Source organism: Rhizobacter sp. P1_G5, from assembly GCF_056405435.1.
Genome location: NZ_JBFUCB010000071.1, coordinates 1 through 16,120, shown reverse-complemented (window position 1 = coordinate 16,120; position 16,120 = coordinate 1). Strand labels below are relative to the sequence as shown.

General features: G+C 70.1%; 14 protein-coding genes. 9 read left to right on the top strand and 5 right to left on the bottom strand.

The window, feature by feature from the left end; translation table 11 throughout:
- The 4 genes from AC1D12_RS07795 to AC1D12_RS07780 all read left to right on the top strand — a co-directional run.
- On the top strand, positions 1–2,201 hold a 2,201-nt coding region (locus AC1D12_RS07795), incomplete at its 5' end, for an efflux RND transporter permease subunit (protein ID WP_477839768.1).
- Positions 2,198–2,851, top strand: a complete 654-nt coding sequence (locus AC1D12_RS07790) for a protein-L-isoaspartate O-methyltransferase family protein (RefSeq protein ID WP_477827949.1) — start codon at positions 2,198–2,200, stop codon at positions 2,849–2,851. The genes AC1D12_RS07795 and AC1D12_RS07790, both read left to right, overlap by 4 nt.
- Positions 2,852–2,873: 22 nt before the next feature.
- Positions 2,874–3,212: a rhodanese-like domain-containing protein gene (locus tag AC1D12_RS07785; RefSeq protein WP_477827950.1), complete on the top strand. Its 339-nt coding sequence runs from the start codon at positions 2,874–2,876 to the stop codon at positions 3,210–3,212.
- 32 nt (positions 3,213–3,244) lie between these two features.
- Positions 3,245–4,582, top strand: a complete 1,338-nt coding sequence (locus AC1D12_RS07780; RefSeq protein WP_477839766.1) for a TolC family outer membrane protein — start codon at positions 3,245–3,247, stop codon at positions 4,580–4,582.
- Positions 4,583–5,227: 645 nt separating this feature from the next.
- On the opposite strand, the gene AC1D12_RS07775 is transcribed toward AC1D12_RS07780, so the two are convergent.
- Complete coding sequence (locus AC1D12_RS07775; protein ID WP_477839765.1) at positions 5,228–5,911, bottom strand: ABC transporter ATP-binding protein; 684 nt, start codon at positions 5,909–5,911, stop codon at positions 5,228–5,230.
- On the opposite strand from AC1D12_RS07775, the gene AC1D12_RS07770 reads away from it, so the two are divergent.
- On the top strand, positions 5,910–6,569 hold the full coding sequence (locus AC1D12_RS07770; protein WP_477829072.1) for an arylesterase: 660 nt from the start codon (positions 5,910–5,912) through the stop codon (positions 6,567–6,569). The genes AC1D12_RS07775 and AC1D12_RS07770 overlap by 2 nt on opposite strands.
- A gap of 3 nt (positions 6,570–6,572) precedes the next feature.
- Here AC1D12_RS07770 and AC1D12_RS07765 read toward each other — a convergent pair whose 3' ends face one another.
- Together AC1D12_RS07765 and def are read right to left on the bottom strand one after the other, a co-directional pair.
- Entirely contained in the window at positions 6,573–8,852 is a 2,280-nt protein-coding gene (locus tag AC1D12_RS07765) for a DUF6600 domain-containing protein (RefSeq protein WP_477839763.1), read from the bottom strand.
- A gap of 116 nt (positions 8,853–8,968) precedes the next feature.
- The gene (gene def, locus AC1D12_RS07760; protein WP_477839761.1) at positions 8,969–9,511 is read right to left on the bottom strand and encodes a peptide deformylase; all 543 of its coding nucleotides are present in this window, start codon (positions 9,509–9,511) and stop codon (positions 8,969–8,971) included.
- A gap of 117 nt (positions 9,512–9,628) precedes the next feature.
- On the opposite strand from def, the gene AC1D12_RS07755 reads away from it, so the two are divergent.
- From AC1D12_RS07755 to AC1D12_RS07740, 4 genes are all read left to right on the top strand, one after another.
- A complete protein-coding gene (locus AC1D12_RS07755; protein WP_477839759.1) occupies positions 9,629–9,952 on the top strand; it encodes a hypothetical protein in 324 nt (107 codons plus the stop codon).
- 77 nt (positions 9,953–10,029) lie between these two features.
- A complete protein-coding gene (locus AC1D12_RS07750; protein ID WP_477839757.1) occupies positions 10,030–11,421 on the top strand; it encodes a hypothetical protein in 1,392 nt (463 codons plus the stop codon).
- Positions 11,422–11,429: 8 nt separating this feature from the next.
- Positions 11,430–12,350 (top strand): metal ABC transporter substrate-binding protein, encoded by a 921-nt coding sequence (locus AC1D12_RS07745; RefSeq protein ID WP_465111915.1) that lies wholly within the window; start codon positions 11,430–11,432, stop codon positions 12,348–12,350.
- On the top strand, positions 12,347–13,096 hold the full coding sequence (locus tag AC1D12_RS07740) for a metal ABC transporter permease (protein ID WP_477839754.1): 750 nt from the start codon (positions 12,347–12,349) through the stop codon (positions 13,094–13,096). The genes AC1D12_RS07745 and AC1D12_RS07740 overlap by 4 nt, the downstream gene beginning before the upstream one ends.
- Positions 13,097–13,410: 314 nt before the next feature.
- Here AC1D12_RS07740 and ligA read toward each other — a convergent pair whose 3' ends face one another.
- Both ligA and AC1D12_RS07730 read right to left on the bottom strand, forming a co-directional pair.
- Positions 13,411–15,519 carry an NAD-dependent DNA ligase LigA gene (gene ligA / locus AC1D12_RS07735; RefSeq protein ID WP_477839752.1) on the bottom strand — a complete coding sequence of 703 codons (2,109 nt, stop codon included), beginning with the start codon at positions 15,517–15,519 and terminating at the stop codon, positions 13,411–13,413.
- A 29-nt stretch (positions 15,520–15,548) separates the two neighbouring features.
- Complete coding sequence (locus AC1D12_RS07730) at positions 15,549–16,100, bottom strand: InlB B-repeat-containing protein (protein WP_477839750.1); 552 nt, start codon at positions 16,098–16,100, stop codon at positions 15,549–15,551.
- Positions 16,101–16,120 lie beyond the last annotated feature (20 nt).

Genomic DNA, 16,120 nt, shown 5'->3' with positions numbered 1-16,120 from the left:
AGCGCACGCTGTTCGAGGGCGCGGCGCTCACGGTGCTGATCGTGTTCCTGTTCCTGAACTCCTGGCGCTCGACCGTCATCACCGGCCTGACGCTGCCGATCGCGCTGATCGGCACCTTCCTGTTCATGTACGTGTTCGGCTTCACGATCAACACCATCACGATGATGGCGCTGAGCCTGTGCGTCGGGCTGCTGATCGACGACGCGATCGTCGTGCGCGAGAACATCGTGCGCCATGTGCAGATGGGCAAGAGCGCGCACCAGGCCGCGCTGGACGGCACCAACGAGATCGGCCTCGCGGTGCTGGCCACCACGCTGTCGATCGTCGCGGTGTTCCTGCCGATCGGCTTCATGGGCGGCATCGTCGGCAAGTTCTTCCACGAGTTCGGGCTGACCATCGTCGCGGCGGTGCTGATCTCGATGTTCGTCAGCTTCACGCTCGATCCGATGCTGTCGAGCATCTGGCACGATCCGCAGGCCCACGGCGTGCACCACGGGCCGCCGGTRACGCTCTACGACAAGACCATCGGCCGCGTCACCGGCGTGTTCGACCGCTTCACGCAGTGGCTGTCGCACGCCTACCAGGAGATCCTCGGCTGGGCGCTCGCGCACAAGCTCGCGACGCTCGGCATCGCGCTCGCCACCTTCGTCGGCAGCTTCTTCCTGATCCCGGTGCTCGGCGCCGAGTTCGTGCCGAAGGCCGACTTCTCCGAGACGCAGGTCAACTTCTACACGCCGGTCGGCTCGTCGATCGAGGTCACCGAGATGCGCGCGAAGCAGGTCGACGCGATGCTGCGCGAGATGCCCGAGGTGCGCCACACGGTGACCACGATCAACAGCGGCAACGCGCTCGGCAAGATCTACGCCTCCACCTACATCCGCCTCGTCGACCGCAAGGACCGCAGCCGCAACCTGAACGAGCTCAGCGTGCCGCTGCGCGAGCGGCTGTCGCGCATCCCCGGCATCACCGTCACCAACATCGGCCCGACCGACCTCGGTGGCGGCAAGAGCCTGCAGTTCTCGATCCAGGGCGCCGACCTGGCCGAACTCGCGCGGCTGTCGGCCCAGCTCGACGTGAAGCTGCGCGCCATTCCCGGCCTGGTCGACCTCGACACCACGCTGAAGCCCGACAAGCCGACCGTCGCGATCGACGTGAAGCGCGACGCCGCCTCCGACGCCGGACTGAACGTCAACGCGCTCGCCAACAGCCTGCGCACGCTGGTGGCCGGCACCACGGTGGGCAACTGGCGTGCGCCCGACGGCGAGAACTACGACGTGAACGTGCGCCTCGCGCCCGACAGCCGCAACACGCTGGAAGACCTGCAGCGCCTGCCGATCAACGTCGCCGCGGCGGCCGACGGATCGGCGCGCTCGGTGCGGCTGTCGCAGGTGGCCGACATCACGCCGTCGACCGGCCCGAACCAGATCAACCGGCGCGACCTGAACCGCGAGATCAACATCGACGCGAACGCCTACGGCCGCAGCTCCGGCGACGTGTCGGCCGACATCCGCCGCGCGCTCGACACCATCGCGTGGCCGCCCGGCTACCGCTACGTGTTCGGCGGCTCGACGAAGAACATGAACGAATCGTTCGCGTACGCCGTGGGTGCGCTGGCACTGGCGGTGGTGTTCATCTACATGATCCTSGCSAGCCAGTTCMRSAGYTTYYTGCAGCCGMTSGCGCTGATGASCTCGCTGCCGCTGACSCTGATCGGYGTGGTGCTSGCSCTGCTGMTGTTCCGCTCSACGCTSWMSATGTTYWSCATCATCGGCRTSGTGATGCTGATGGGGCTGGTGACGAAGAACGCGATCCTGCTGGTGGATTTCGCGATCCGCTCGCGCGCCGGCGAGCACCGCGGCGAGCACGGGCTCGACCACGGCGAGCCGCCGATGACCCGCGAGCAGGCGCTGCTGCATGCCGCCGAGGTGCGGTTGCGCCCGATCCTGATGACGACGCTCGCGATGATCTTCGGCATGGTGCCGCTGGCGTTCGCGCTGTCCGAGGGCTCGGAGCAGCGCGCCCCGATGGGCCAGGCGGTGATCGGCGGGGTGATCACCTCGTCRCTGCTGACGCTGGTGGTGGTGCCCGTCATCTACTGCTATCTCGACGACCTCGCGACATGGGCCAGACGCAGGTGGGCGCCCCCTAAAATGCCGGGTTTGCCCCAACCCCAGCCTGCTTCCGGAGGAACGCCGCCATGAACGTCGAACAAGCCCGCTTCAACATGATCGAGCAGCAGATCCGCCCGTGGGACGTGCTCGACCCCGGCGTGCTGACGCTGCTGGGCGTGATCAAGCGCGAGGATTTCGTGCCCGCCGCCTACCGCGCGATGGCCTTCATGGACACCGAGGTGCCGCTGCCGGGCGGCCAGCAGATGCTGGCGCCGCGCGTCGAGGCCCGGCTGCTGCAGGAACTGAACGTGCGCCGCCACGAGCGCGTGCTGGAGATCGGCGCCGGCTCGGGCTACATGGCCGCGCTGCTGTCGCACAAGGCGCGCCAGGTGGTCACGCTGGAGATCGTGCCCGAGCTGGCCCGCCTGGCCGCCGAGAACCTGCGCCGCGCCGCGGTCGCGAACGTCAACGTGGTCGAGGGCGACGGCTCGAAGCGGCTGCCGACGGCCGGTCCGTTCGACGTGATCCTGCTGTCGGGCTCGGTCGCCGCGGTGCCGCAGGCGCTGCTGAACGAGCTGAAGGTCGGCGGCCGCCTCGCCGCGATCGTCGGCCAGGAGCCGGTGATGCGCGCGACGCTGGTCACGCGCGTCGGCGAGGCCGAGTTCCGCAGCGTCGAGCTGTTCGACACGGTCGCGCCGCGGCTGCTGGGCTTCGACGAGCCGTCGCGCTTCCATTTCTGATCGGCACAGGACACACCGCGACATGCAACAGGTTCGAGTCACCGACGTGCACGCGCTCCTCGCGAGCTTCGGCCCCGACACCCGGCCGGTGATCCTGGACGTGCGTGAGCCGTGGGAGGTGCAGACCGCCGCGCTCGCCGTGCCGGGCGTGCCCACCGTCTGCATCCCGATGCGCGAGATCCCGCAGCGCCTGGCCGAGCTCGACGCGGCGCAGCCCATCCTGGGTTTGTGTCACCACGGCATGCGAAGTCTGCAGGTCGTCGCATTCCTCGAGCGCGAGGGCCATGCCGACGTGTACAACATCGCCGGCGGCATCGACGCGTGGTCGCGCGAGGTCGACGCGTCGGTGCCTCTCTACTGATTCCTGATCACCCATCCCGCAAGGAACGTCCCATGTCCGCTGTGTCCCTGACCCGTTTGCCGAAGCCGAGCCGCCTGATGCTGGCCTGCGCCGTCCTGTTCGGTGCCGTGCCCTTCGCGCAGGCGCAAAGCCTCGCCGAGCTCTACGACACGGCGCGCGGCTACGACGCGACCTACCTGGCGGCGAAGGCGCTGGCCGAGTCGACGCAGTCCCGGGCCGACCAGGTGCATGCGCTGCGCCGGCCGAAGGTCCAGGCCCAGTTGCAGGCCGGCCGCAGCGACAGCGAATCGCCGGCCAGCGGCGATTCGACCGGCACCTCGACCACGGGCGAGCTGAGCGCGTCGCAGACGCTGTTCAACCGCGCCAATGACAAGTCCATCGACCAGGCCGACCTGGGTGTCGAAGTCTCGCGCGCCGACCTGGAGACCGCCGAGCAGGAGCTGATCGTGCGCGTCGCGCAGACGTATTTCGACGTGCTGGCGGCGCAGGACGCGCTGGCCACCGCACAGGCCAACAAGAACGGGATCGCCGAGCAGCTGGCCTCGGCGAAGCGCAACTTCGAGGTCGGCACCGCGACCATCACCGACACCCGCGAGGCGCAGGCGCGCTTCGACCTGGCCCGGGCGCAGGAGATCGCGGCCGACAACGACCTGCGCACCAAGCGCATCGCGCTCGACCAGTTGGTCGGTCGTGACGGCGTCACGCCGAAGCCGCTGGYGACCCCGGTCGCGCTGCCGGCCACGGCACCGGACAACGTCGAAGCCTGGGTGTCGCAGACCGACACCGCGCCGACCGTGCGCCGCGCGCAACTGGGCTACGACATCGCGAAGCTCGAGACCGAGAAGGCGCGTGCCGGCCACCTGCCGACGGTCGACCTGGCCGGCAGCTACAGCCGGGGCCACGCCTCGATCACGAAGCCGGTGGATGTGTCGGGCCGGACCACCGGCTCCAGCGTCGGGGTGACGATGACCGTGCCGCTGTTCGCCGGCTTCGCGATCCAGAACCGCGTGAAGGAAACGCTGCAGCTCGAGGAGCAATCGCGCAACCTGCTCGACTCGGCGCGCCGCGGCACCGCGCAGGCGACGCGCCAGGCCTTCTTCGGCGTGCAGTCGGGCCAGGCGCAGGTGACGGCGCTGGAGGCGGCCGAGTCGTCGAGCCAGCTCGCGCTGGAAGCCACGCAGCTCGGCTACAAGGTCGGCGTGCGGGTGAACCTGGACGTGCTGAACGCGCAGACCCAGCTGTTCAACGCGCGGCGCGACCTGGCGAAGGCGCGCTACGACGTGCTGGTCAACAGCCTGAAGCTGCGGCAGGCGGCGGGGCAGTTGAAGCCGGATGACCTGCGGGCGTTGAACGCGCTGATCGCGCCCTGAACTCCTGGGGGCGCTGGCATGGGCGCGCGCAAAGGCGCGGGCGGGGGGTGTGGGGCTCGCCGGCCGGTGCGGTCATCGCCCCTGGCGGGGCAATGACTCCCCTGCGCCATCTGCTTTCATGAACCGTCGCCGAAACTCCCTCCACTCACTTCGTTCGTTGTGGTCAAACAGTCGGCGACAGTCAGTTCACGATCGCGCTTCGCGCGGGGCCATCAAACTGCACAGCTCCGGCGCCCCGTCCTRATTGGCGCTCCCCACACCCCCCGCCCCCGCCTTTGCCGAACCAGTGGCTCGATGCGTGCGGAGAACAGGCCCGGGTGACAGCCCGGGCATCAACCCTCACTTGTTCGCTTGTCACCTAAAAAGTAGCTGGGCGGTGGCACAAAGGCGCGTGGGGGGAGGCYGTGGAGCGYCAATMAGGACGGGGCGCCGGAGCTGGCTGGTTTCATGGCCCGCGYGCGCCAGCRCGCTTCGTGAACTGACTGTCGCACACTGTTTGACCACAGTGAGCGAAGCGAACGGAGGGAGTTTGGGCGACGGGCCATGAAACCAGTCAGCGGAGGGAAGTCATCGCCCCGCCAGGGGCGATGACCGCACCGGCCGGCGAGCCACAGCCTCCCCCCACGCGCCTTTGCAAGCACAGAACTACGCAAGAACCTGCTGATTCAACCTCCCCGCCTCGATGTGCAGCTGCCTGTCACACCGCGCCGCGATGCTGCGGTCATGCGTGACGAGCACCAGCGTCGTGCCCGATTCGCGGTTCAGCTCGAACATCAGCTCCATCACCTTCTCGCCGGTCGCGAAATCGAGGCTGCCGGTGGGCTCGTCGGCCAGCAGCACCGCCGGCTTCACGACGAAGGCGCGCRCCAGCGCCACGCGCTGCTGCTCGCCGCCCGACAGCACCTTCGGGTAGTGCGACAGCCGCTCACCCAGCCCGACACGGCGCAGCATCTCGGTGGCCAGGGCCCGCGCATCGCTGCGGCCCTGCAGCTCCAGCGGCAGCATCACGTTCTCGAGCGCATTCAGGTTGCCCAGCAGCTGGAAGCTCTGGAACACGAAGCCGAGCTGCGCGGCACGCACCGCGGCGCGCGCGTCCTCGCCGAGCGCGAAAAGATCGTGGCCGGCCAGGCGAACCGTTCCGGTGCTCGGCGTGTCCAAGCCCGCGATGATCGACAACAAGGTGCTCTTGCCCGAGCCGGACGCACCGACGATGGCCGCCGATTGCCGCGCGGCGAGCGCGAAGTCGATCTCGTGGAGAATGGTCAGCACACCGGTCGAGTCCTGCACCTGCTTGGTGACGCGCTCGACGGAAATGATGGATTCGGACATGAATGCTTCTGCAGGTAGACGGCTCACGCGACGCGCGTTGCTGGTTCACTGTACCTTGCTTGCCACGGCAAGCGCGCTGCCGGGGGCTCACGCCGCCACGCCGCGCCGCGTGCTGGTGCTCGGCGACAGCCTGTCGGCCGAGTACGGCCTGCAGCGCGGCGAAGGCTGGGTCGCCCTGCTCGGCGAGCGCTTCGTGCGCGACAAGATCGCCGCCACCGTCGTCAACGCGAGCATCAGCGGCGACACCACCTCCGGCGGCCGCTCGCGCCTGCCGGCGCTGCTGAAGCAGCACCAGCCGGGCATCGTCGTGATCGAACTCGGCGGCAACGATGCGCTGCGCGGCCTGCCGCTCGCGATGACGCGCGACAACCTGCTCGCGATGGTGCGCGCCGCCAAGCAGGCCGGCGCCAAGGTGCTGGTGGTCGGGATGCAGGTGCCGCCGAATTACGGGCGGCAGTACGGCGCCGACTTCGCGGCGCTGTTCGCCCAGGTCGCGAAGACGGAGGACACCGCCCTCGTGCCCTTCCTGCTGAAAGGCGTGGCCGATTCGCCGCAGGCCGACACGATGTTCCAGCCCGACCGCATCCACCCGATCGCGAAGGCCCACCCGACGATGCTGAACAACGTCTGGGCGGCCCTCAAACCAATGCTCGGCTGACCCTCAGCGGTTGCTCTCGCGCTCGTTGCGGCGCTCGGGTCGGTCCTGGCGTTCCTGCCGCTGCTCGACACGCGGCTGCTCCTGGCGCGGTTGCGCCTGCTGCGGCACACGCACCTCGGGCACGCGCGGCGGCTGCTGGGGCTGTTGGGGCGGCTGCGGTGCCTGCGGTTGCGGACGCTGCGGCGCCTGCGGCGGTTGCACCTGGGGCGCGGCCGGATGCTGCACCTGGGGCTGCGCCGGTTGCTGCTGCTGAGGCACCGGGCGCGGCTGCAGTTGCGGCTGGCCGCCGACCGGTGCAGGCCGCTCGCCGCGGTCAACCCGCGGACGGCCCCGCGATTCGCCTTCCTGGTTCACCGGCATCGGATGACGGCGCTCCGGCGTGTTCACCGACGGCGCCTGCGGCTGGGTGGCGTTCGCGACCGGCGGGCGGTTGCCGCCGGGCTGCTGGCCGGCATCGGGCACGTCACGGCCCGGACGCGGGCGCGGCGTGTAGCCGGGCTGTTGCTGCGGTTGCGGACTCTGCTGTTGCGGCGCCTGCCCCAGCTGAGGTTGCTGCGGCTGCTGTTGCGGTTGCTGCGCCACCGGCGTGCCGGGCCGCTCCGGCCGGCCCCAGCCGCCATCGCCGCGGCCGTTGTTCTCGCCACGGCCGTTGTTGTCACCGCGCCCGTTGTTGTCGCGCCCGTTGTCGCGCCCGTTGTCGCGCCCGTTGTCGCGCCCGTTGTCGCCACGGCCTGCGCCGTTGCCGGGCACGAGCGTGCTGCCCAGGTTGGCGCCGTTGTTCTCGCGGCGCCCCGGCGGCGGCGGAACCGGCTGCTGCGGGTTCGGCGCGAAGCTGACGCGCCCGGTGCGCGGATCCTCGACGCGCCGCCCGCCGGCCTCGCCCCGCGCAGGCATCGGCATCGCCACCGGCGCGTCGACGCGCGGCCGTTCGCGCCCCATGTCGCGCAGCACGCGGTCGTTGACGCGCGTCATCGCCGGCGCCACCGGCTGGCGGCGCTCCATCACCACCGCCGGCACCACCGTCACCGCATGCGGCATGCCGCGGTTGATGTAGTTCGTCTGCTGCACCACCGCACCTGGGCTGTTGATGATGTTCGTGACGTTGGTGATGTTGGTCACGTGGGTCACGTTGACGTTGCGGATGTAGCGCGGGCTGACACGGTAGCCCGGCACGTAGACCTCGCGCGGCGCGAGCGGGAACCAGCCGACCGACGGCGAGTTGCCGACCGAGATCGACAGGCTCAGGTTCGGCCCGCCCACCCACGCCACCAGCGCCGGTGCATACACCGGCCGCGCGATGTAGGTGCCCGGCGTCCAGCACCAGGCGTTGCGGTGCCACATCCAGCGGCCGTAGTGGAACGGTGCGAAGCCCCAGGGCGCGTCGTCGACCCAGGTCCAGCCCCACGGGTTCACCCAGGCCCAGTGGCCCATGCGGTACGGCGCCCAGTCGGGTGCCACGTTGCGCGGGATCCAGATCGCACCGTAATCGGGGCTCTGCTCCCAGCGGCCGTAGCGGTCCAGGTCTTCGACGCCGGTCATCTCGGGCGAGACGTAGCGGGTCGAGACGCTGCGCTCGTCGCGCTGGTCGAGCGAGGCCACCCAGTCGGAGAACGGGTCGCGCACCGGGTCGGTGATGCTGTACTGCGTCGGCGCCTCGGGCTTGTCGCGCCAGAACTCGGCACGCTGATTGGGCACCACGGTCAACGCGGTGCGGTCGCCTTCGAACTGCGCCTGGCCGCTCACCACGGTGACCTGGCTGGTGTCGTCGATGCGGTCGAAGCGGTAGCTGCCGGTGCGGTCGGTGCGAAAGCGCCCTTCGCCGGTGGCCACGCCGAATTCACTGGCCGATTCGCGGGTGCGCAGCCGCGCCGACAGGCTGCCGCTGAGCAGCTGCAGGCTCAGGTGGTTGTCATCGAGCTGCAGCACCTCGACCTCGGTGTTGGCGGCGATGCGCAGCGTGGTGGAGCCGATGCGGATCTCGGCGCGGCCATCCTTCTCGGTCGACAGGCGGTCGCCGGTGGTGACCGGCCGGTTGCGCGCCGCGGCGATCCATTCGGCGCTCTCGGGGGCATAGACCCMGACGGCGCCGTCGACTTCGGACAGCCGGCCGACACGGCCCGGCGGGTCTTCGTCGGCGGCCCGCGCGGGCTGCGCGAACACCGCCAGCACGGACATCAGCATCAGGCCAGCCACGAAGCCCAGCCAGCGTGCAGACCAGGCGCCCATGCGGGCGGATGTAGCGATTCGGGTGCTGTTCGGCACGGCGAGCTCCTCACGTTGCATGGTCACGGTCCGGTGGGACCGCGTGGAACCGGTGAGGTTCCAGGGGGCACAACGTGTCAGACCGTGACGCGGCTGACCGCAGAAACCTTTCTTCGCAAACGGCCGGCGAAAAGCCGTCAGTCGTCGTCGTTCGGGTCCAGGTCCGGGAACAGCACGCTGGTGAACCCGAACTTGCTGAAGTCCTCGATCCGTGTGGGATAGAGCTTGCCGATCAGGTGATCRCATTCATGCTGCACGACGCGGGCATGGAAGCCCTCGGCCTCGCGGTCGATCAGGTTGCCTTGCGGGTCGAGGCCGGTGTAGCGGATGCGCGCATGGCGCGGCACCATGCCGCGCAGCCCCGGCACCGACAGGCAGCCTTCCCAGCCCTCTTCCCGCAGGTCGGACAGCGGCACGATCGTCGGGTTGATCAGCACCGTCTCCGGCACCGCGGGCGCATCGGGGTAGCGGGCGTTGTTCTTGAAGCCGAAGATCACGAGCTGCAGGTCGACGCCGATCTGCGGCGCCGCGAGCCCGGCCCCGTTGGCATGGTGCATCGTGTCGAACATGTCGTCGATCAGCTGCTGCAGCTCGCGGCTGCCCAGTTGCTCGCGCGGCACCGGCGGCGCAATGCGCAGCAACCGGGGGTCGCCCATCTTGAGGATCTCGCGCACGGTCATCGGTCAGCGTCCTTTGCAAAGTCGTCGCATCGACCCGGCATTGTCGTGAATCGCGCGCCGCCCTGCCGGCGTGTGCTATTTTCCGGGCGCTGCGTGCGCTCTCGCGCGACACCCTCGATGGCCCTCCTGCGCTTCCTTCGCCTTGCCCTGCTCGTCGGGTCGGTCCTGCTGACCCCGCAGCTGTGGCTCGCGCATGCGCTGTCGCACGGGCTGCCCGCGCCCGGGCACGCCCAGGCCGGCAAGGAGCGGCAGACGCAATCCGACAAGGTCTGCGACGCCTGCCTCGCGTTCGCGCAGCTCGATGYGGCGATGCCGACGCACTTCGACTGGACGGCGCCCGCCGTCACCCCACCGCCGGCCGCCCCCTTGCCGCCCGATGCGCGGGACGGCGCCACACCGGTCGCCACCCGCGCCCGCGGCCCGCCGACGCTGCACGCCTGATCCGTCTTCGCCGTCGGCGCGCCTCCTGGGCCCTGCCGGCGCCCGATCACCCGCAGACCGTCTGCAGGACGCACCCCATGCAACTCCACCGCACCTGGGCCGCCGGGCTGGGCTCCTCGCTGGGCCTGGCCGCCGCGCTGGCCTGGCCCCCGAACGCGCTCGCCGACCCGGCATCGGACGTCGAGCAGCTGAAGAAAGACATCGCCGACCTGCGCCAGTCCTACGAGGCCCGGATGCAGGCGCTGGAGCAGAAGCTGCAACAACTGCAGCAGGCGGCGCCGGCCGCCCCGCCTGCCGAAGCACCGCCCCCCGCGCCAGCCCCTGCCGCGGCCACGTCGGCATCGGCCTTCAACCCGGCGATCTCGCTGATCCTCAACGGCACCTACGCCAACCTGTCGCAGGACCCTGCCCGCTACCGCATCCAGGGCTTCATGCCCTCGGGCGGCGAGGTCGGCCCCGGCAAGCGCAGCTTCCAGCTCGGCGAATCCGAACTCGGGCTCGCCGCGACCATCGACCCGACCTTCAGCGGCCACCTGACGTTTTCGCTGACCGGCGACGACAGCGTCAGCGTCGAGGAAGCGGTGTTCGAGCGCCAGGGCCTGTTCGACGGTGCCACGCTGAAGGGCGGGCGCTTCCTGTCGTCGATCGGCTACCTGAACAGCCAGCATGCGCATGCCTGGGATTTCGTCGATGCGCCGCTCGCCTACCAGGCCTTCTTCGGCGGCCCGCTGAAGACCGACGGGCTGCACCTGCACTGGCTCGCACCCACGGAGCGCTTCGTCGAACTCGGCGCCGAGATCGGTTCCGGCGCCACCTTCCCCGGCAATGACACCGGCCGCAACGGCATCGGCTCGGCCGCGCTGTTCGCGCACGTCGGCGACGACCTCGGCGAGAGCGCGAGCTGGCGCGCCGGCCTGTCCTACCTGCGCCAGCGCGCGCAGGACCGGCGCTACGACGACCTCGACGCGAACGGCGACGACCACGGCGCCTCGTTCAGCGGCCGCAGCAGGACGTGGGTGGCGGACGCGATCTACAAATGGGCGCCGGGCGGCAACGCGACGCGCGAGAACCTGAAGCTGCAGGGCGAGTACTTCCGCCGTACCGAAGACGGCACGCTGGCCCAGGCCGCGGCGATCGGCGGCTTCAGCAGCACGCAGAGCGGCTGGTACCTGCAGGCCGTCTGGCAGTTCATGCCGCAGTGGCGGGTCGGCGCAAGGTACGACCGGCTCGATGCCGGCAGCCTCGCGATCGGCCTGGTCGACAACGGCACGCTGGCCGCCGCCGACCTGCCGGTGCTGCAGCGCGCGACGCCGACGCGCAGCACGCTGATGGCCGACTACTCGCTGTCGGAATTCAGCCGCTTCCGGCTGCAGCTCGCCAGCGACCGCAGCCGCGGCGACGTGACCGACCGGCAGCTCTTCCTCCAATACATCATGAGCCTCGGTGCCCATGGTGCCCACTCGTTCTAGGACACCGCATGACTTCCTTCCTGAAACCCCTGCTGCTCGCCGCGCTCGCCGGCCTCGCAGCGAACGCGCAGGCCGCGCTGAACGTCGTCGCCTGCGAGCCCGAATGGGCCGCCCTCGCGAAGGAACTCGGCGGCGACAAGCTCAACGTGTCGTCGGCCACCACCGCGCTGCAGGACCCGCATCACATCGAGGCCCGGCCCAGCCTGATCGCGCGCGTGCGCGGTGCCGACCTGCTGGTGTGCACCGGCATGGAGCTGGAGATCGGCTGGCTGCCGGTGCTGATCCAGCAATCGGGCAACGCGAAGCTCTCGCCCGGCGCGCCGGCGATGTTCGAGGCCGGCCGCTTCGTCACGCCGCTGGAGGTGCCGACGCGGCTGGACCGCGGCGACGGCGACGTGCACGCGCAGGGCAACCCGCACATCCAGCAGGACCCGCGCAACATCGCGAAGGTGGCGGCGGCGCTCGGTGCGCGCCTGGCGCAGCTCGACGCCGCCAACGCCGCCACCTATCAGCAGCGCCTGCAGGACTTCAACACCCGCTGGGCCGCGGCGCTGCAGCGCTGGGAGGTGCGAGCGTTGCCGCTGAAGGGCGTGGTGGTGGTCGCGCACCACAAGAACATGGGCTACCTGTGGAGCTGGCTCGGCGTGCGCGAGATCGGGACGCTGGAGCCGAAGCCCGGTGTCGAGCCGAGCGCGGGCCACCTCACCGAGCTGAGCGCGCAGCTCGCGCAGCAGCCGGCGAAGATGGTGGTGCGGGCCGCCTACGAGGACCCGCGCGCATCGAAGTGGTTGTCGGAGCACGCGAAGATCCCGGCCGTCGCGCTGCCGTTCACCGTCGGCGGCAATGACAAGGCGGGCGACCTGTTCGGATTGTTCGACAGCAGCGTTGCGTTGTTGCTGGAAGGCGCAAAGATGGACAACACCAAATGACGGTGGCACCGATCGATTTCGCGATCCTCGCGCCGGCGCTCGCGGCCGGGCTGCTGGTCGTCGCGACGCACGTGCCGCTGGGTGCGCAGGTGCTGCGCAAGGGCATCGTCTTCATCGACCTCGCGATCGCGCAGATCGCAGCACTCGGCGTGATCGTCGCCGGCCTGCTCGACATCGACCCGGGCGGCTGGCAGGTGCAGGTGGCCGCGGCGCTGGCCGCGCTGGCCGGCGCGCTGCTGCTGACCTGGACCGAGAAGAAATGGCCCGACGTGCAGGAGGCGCAGATCGGCGTGCTGTTCGTGCTGGCCGCGACCGCCGGCATCCTGCTGCTCGCGAAGAACCCGCACGGCGGCGAGCACCTGCGCGACCTGCTGGCCGGGCAGATCCTGTGGGTCAGCTACACGCAGCTCGCGATCCCGCTGGTGGCGACGCTCGCGATCCTCGGGCTGTGGTTCGGTGCGCGCGCGCTGGTCGAGCGAGCGGGCTTCTACCTGCTGTTCGCGCTGGCGGTCACGGTCTCGGTGCAGCTGGTCGGCGTCTACCTGGTGTTCGCGACGCTGATCGTGCCCAGCCTGGGCACGCGCAAGCACCGCGAGGCGCGGCGGCTGCCGCTGGCCTATGGCATCGGGGTGCTCGGGTATGCGATCGGGCTGGCGCTGTCGTCGGCGTTCGACCTGCCGGCCGGGGCGTTGATCGTGTGGTGCCTGGCGCTGCTCGCGATGGCCGTGCACGCCGCGGCACCGTAGGCGCGGAAGGCGGGTGCGGGGAGGCTGTGGTGCGCCGGTTGGGTCGGTCCTCGCCCCTCGCGGGGCGAGGACTGCCCTGCGCTGACTGATTTCATGGCCCGTCGCCCAAACTCCCTCCACTCACTTCGTTCGTTGTGGTCAGACAGTGGGCGACAGTCAGTTCACGAAGCGTGCTGCGCACGCGGGCCATGAAATCAGCCAGCTCCGGCGACCCGCCCTTATTGGCGCTCCACAGCCTCCCCGCACCCGCCTTCTGCCACCGCCCTGCCTTTTGGGAGGTGACAAGCGAACAAGTGGGGGTTGAGCCCGGGTTGTCACCCGGGTTGCGCGAGCAGCGCGCGCAGTGCCGCCTCGTCGATCACCTCGACGCCCAACGTGCGCGCCTTCTCGAGCTTGCTGCCGGCCTCCTCGCCGGCGACGACGTAGTGCGTCTTCTTCGAGACCGAGCTGCTGACCTTGCCGCCGGCATCCTCGATCAATGCCTGCGCCTCATCACGGGAGAGCGTGGGCAGCGTGCCGGTCAGCACCAGCGTCTTGCCCAGCAGCGGACGCGGGCGGTCGTCGGCCTCGCCGACACTCTCCCTGGGCTGCACGCCGGCCGCCAGCAGCTGCTCGACGACCTCGCGGTTGTGCGGCTGGGCAAAGAAGGTGTGGACACTGGCTGCGACGATCGGGCCGACATCGGGCACCTCCAGCAATTGCTCGACGCTGGCGTTCATCAGCTTGTCCAGCGTGCCGAAGTGGCGCGCCAGGTCCTTGGCCGTCGTCTCGCCGACCTGGCGGATGCCCAGCGAGAACAGGAAGCGCGCGAGCGTCGGCGCCTTGCTCTTCTCCAGCGCGTCGACGATGTTCTGCGCGCTCTTCTCGGCCATGCGGTCCAGTGCGGCCAGCTTGGCGACGCCCAGTTTGTAGAGGCCCGGCAGGCTCAGCACGATGCCGGCATCGACGAGCTGCTCGACGAGCTTGTCGCCCAGGCCTTCGATGTCCATCGCGCGGCGGCCGGCGAAGTGCAGCAGGGCCTGCTTGCGCTGGGCGGGGCAGAAGAGCCCGCCGGTGCAGCGGTATTCGATGCCGCCCTTCTCGCGGGCCACTTCGCTCCTGCAGATCGGGCAGGCGCGCGGCATGTGGAAGTTCGGTACATAAGGATGGCGAGCAGTCGGACTCACCACATCCGCCGCCGCAAACCCCGCGCGAGCCTGGCCAACAATCGCAACATCCGTTACTCGACTGACCACTTCAGGGATGACATCACCAGCGCGGCGGATGACGACCTTGTCGCCCACGCGCACGCCCTTGCGGCGCATCTCGAAGGCGTTGTGCAGCGTCGCGTTGCTGACCGTCGTGCCGCCGACGAAGACCGGCTCCAGCCGCGCCACCGGCGTCAGCTTGCCGGTGCGGCCCACCTGCACGTCGATGGCCAGCAAGGTCGTCACCTGCTCCTGGGCCGGGAATTTGTGGGCCACGGCCCAGCGAGGTTCGCGGGTCTTGAAGCCGAGCTTCTGCTGCTGCTCCCACGAGTTCACCTTGTAGACGACGCCGTCGATGTCGAACGGCAGGCCGTCGCGCGCCTCGGCCACGCGCTGGTGGAAGGCGACGAGGCCGGCCGTGCCGCTCGCCACCGTGCGCATGTCATTGACCGGCAGGCCGAAGGCCGCCAGCGCATCCAGCAGGCCCGACTGCGTCGCCGGCAGCGCCCAGCCCTGCACCTCGCCCAGGCCATAGGCATAGAAGCTCAGCGGCTTGTCGCGCGCCTGGCGCGAATCGAGCTGGCGGATCGCCCCGGCCGCGGTGTTTCGCGGGTTCACGAAGGTCTTGTCGCCCTTGCTGCGCTGGCGCTCGTTCAGCGCCTCGAAGGCGTCGCGGCGCATGTAGACCTCGCCACGCACCTCCAGCACCTGCGGGGCGTCGCCCTGCAGGCGCAACGGAATCTGGCCGATGGTGCGCACGTTGTGCGTGACGTCCTCGCCGGTCTCGCCGTCGCCGCGCGTGGCCGCCTGGACCAGCACGCCGTTCTCGTAGCGCAGGTTGATGGCGAGCCCGTCGAACTTCAGCTCGGCGTTGTAGTCRACGGGCGCGTCACCTTCCTTCAACCCCAGCTCGCGGCGCACGCGGGCGTCGAAGGCGATGGCACCGCCCTCGGTCGTGTCCGTCTCCGTCGTGATGGACAGCATGGGCACGACGTGATGCACCGGTGTCAGCCCGGGCAGCACGGCACCGATGACGCGCTGCGTCGGCGAGTCCGGCGTCAGCAGCTCGGGGTGCGCCGCCTCCAGGGCCTGCAGCTCCTGGAAGAGCTTGTCGTACTCGGCATCCGGCAACGCGGGCGCATCGAGCACGTAGTAGAGGTGGGCGTGGTGGTTCAGCTGGGTGCGCAGCTCGGCGGCGCGCCCGGTGGGATCGGGTGTCGGGGAGGTCGGTGCCATGCCGCCAGTTTAGAGGCCGGCATGGCGGTTCAGGCCGGAGCGAAGGTCRCGCCGACGTTGTGCAGCATGTAGTTGCGGATCTCGCAGGTGCTGCGCGTGCCGGAGCCGATGCAGGCACCGCTCCAGCCGCGGAACACCTGGCCGGCCTTCGGCACCGCCGTCAGCACGACCGTCGTGTACTTCGTGTAGCTGACGCCGCAGCTGCTGCCGCCCTGCACGCAGTTCATCGGCCCCACCGTGCCGCGCACCTCGTTGCCGACCGTGCCCTGCCCGGTGACGCTGACCCGGATCGGGCGCGTCGGGTAGTAGGCGTCCAGATCGGCGTCGACCCAGGTCTGCACCCACGGGTCGGTGGCCACGCTCTCGGCCAGCTCGGTCAGCGGCTCGGCGCCGCCGGAGGCCTCTGCCGTCACCGGGGACGGCGGCGGGGCCGCTGCCTCGTCCACCGGCGGCTGCACCGACACGGGCGCGACCGGCGCCGCCGCATCGGCTCCATCGTCACCACCGCCACCACCACCGCCGCATGCGGCCAGCAGCGCCGCCAGCATGCACGCGCCGGCCATCTTGCTCACACTCTTCATGTCCCTGCTCCAACCACGTC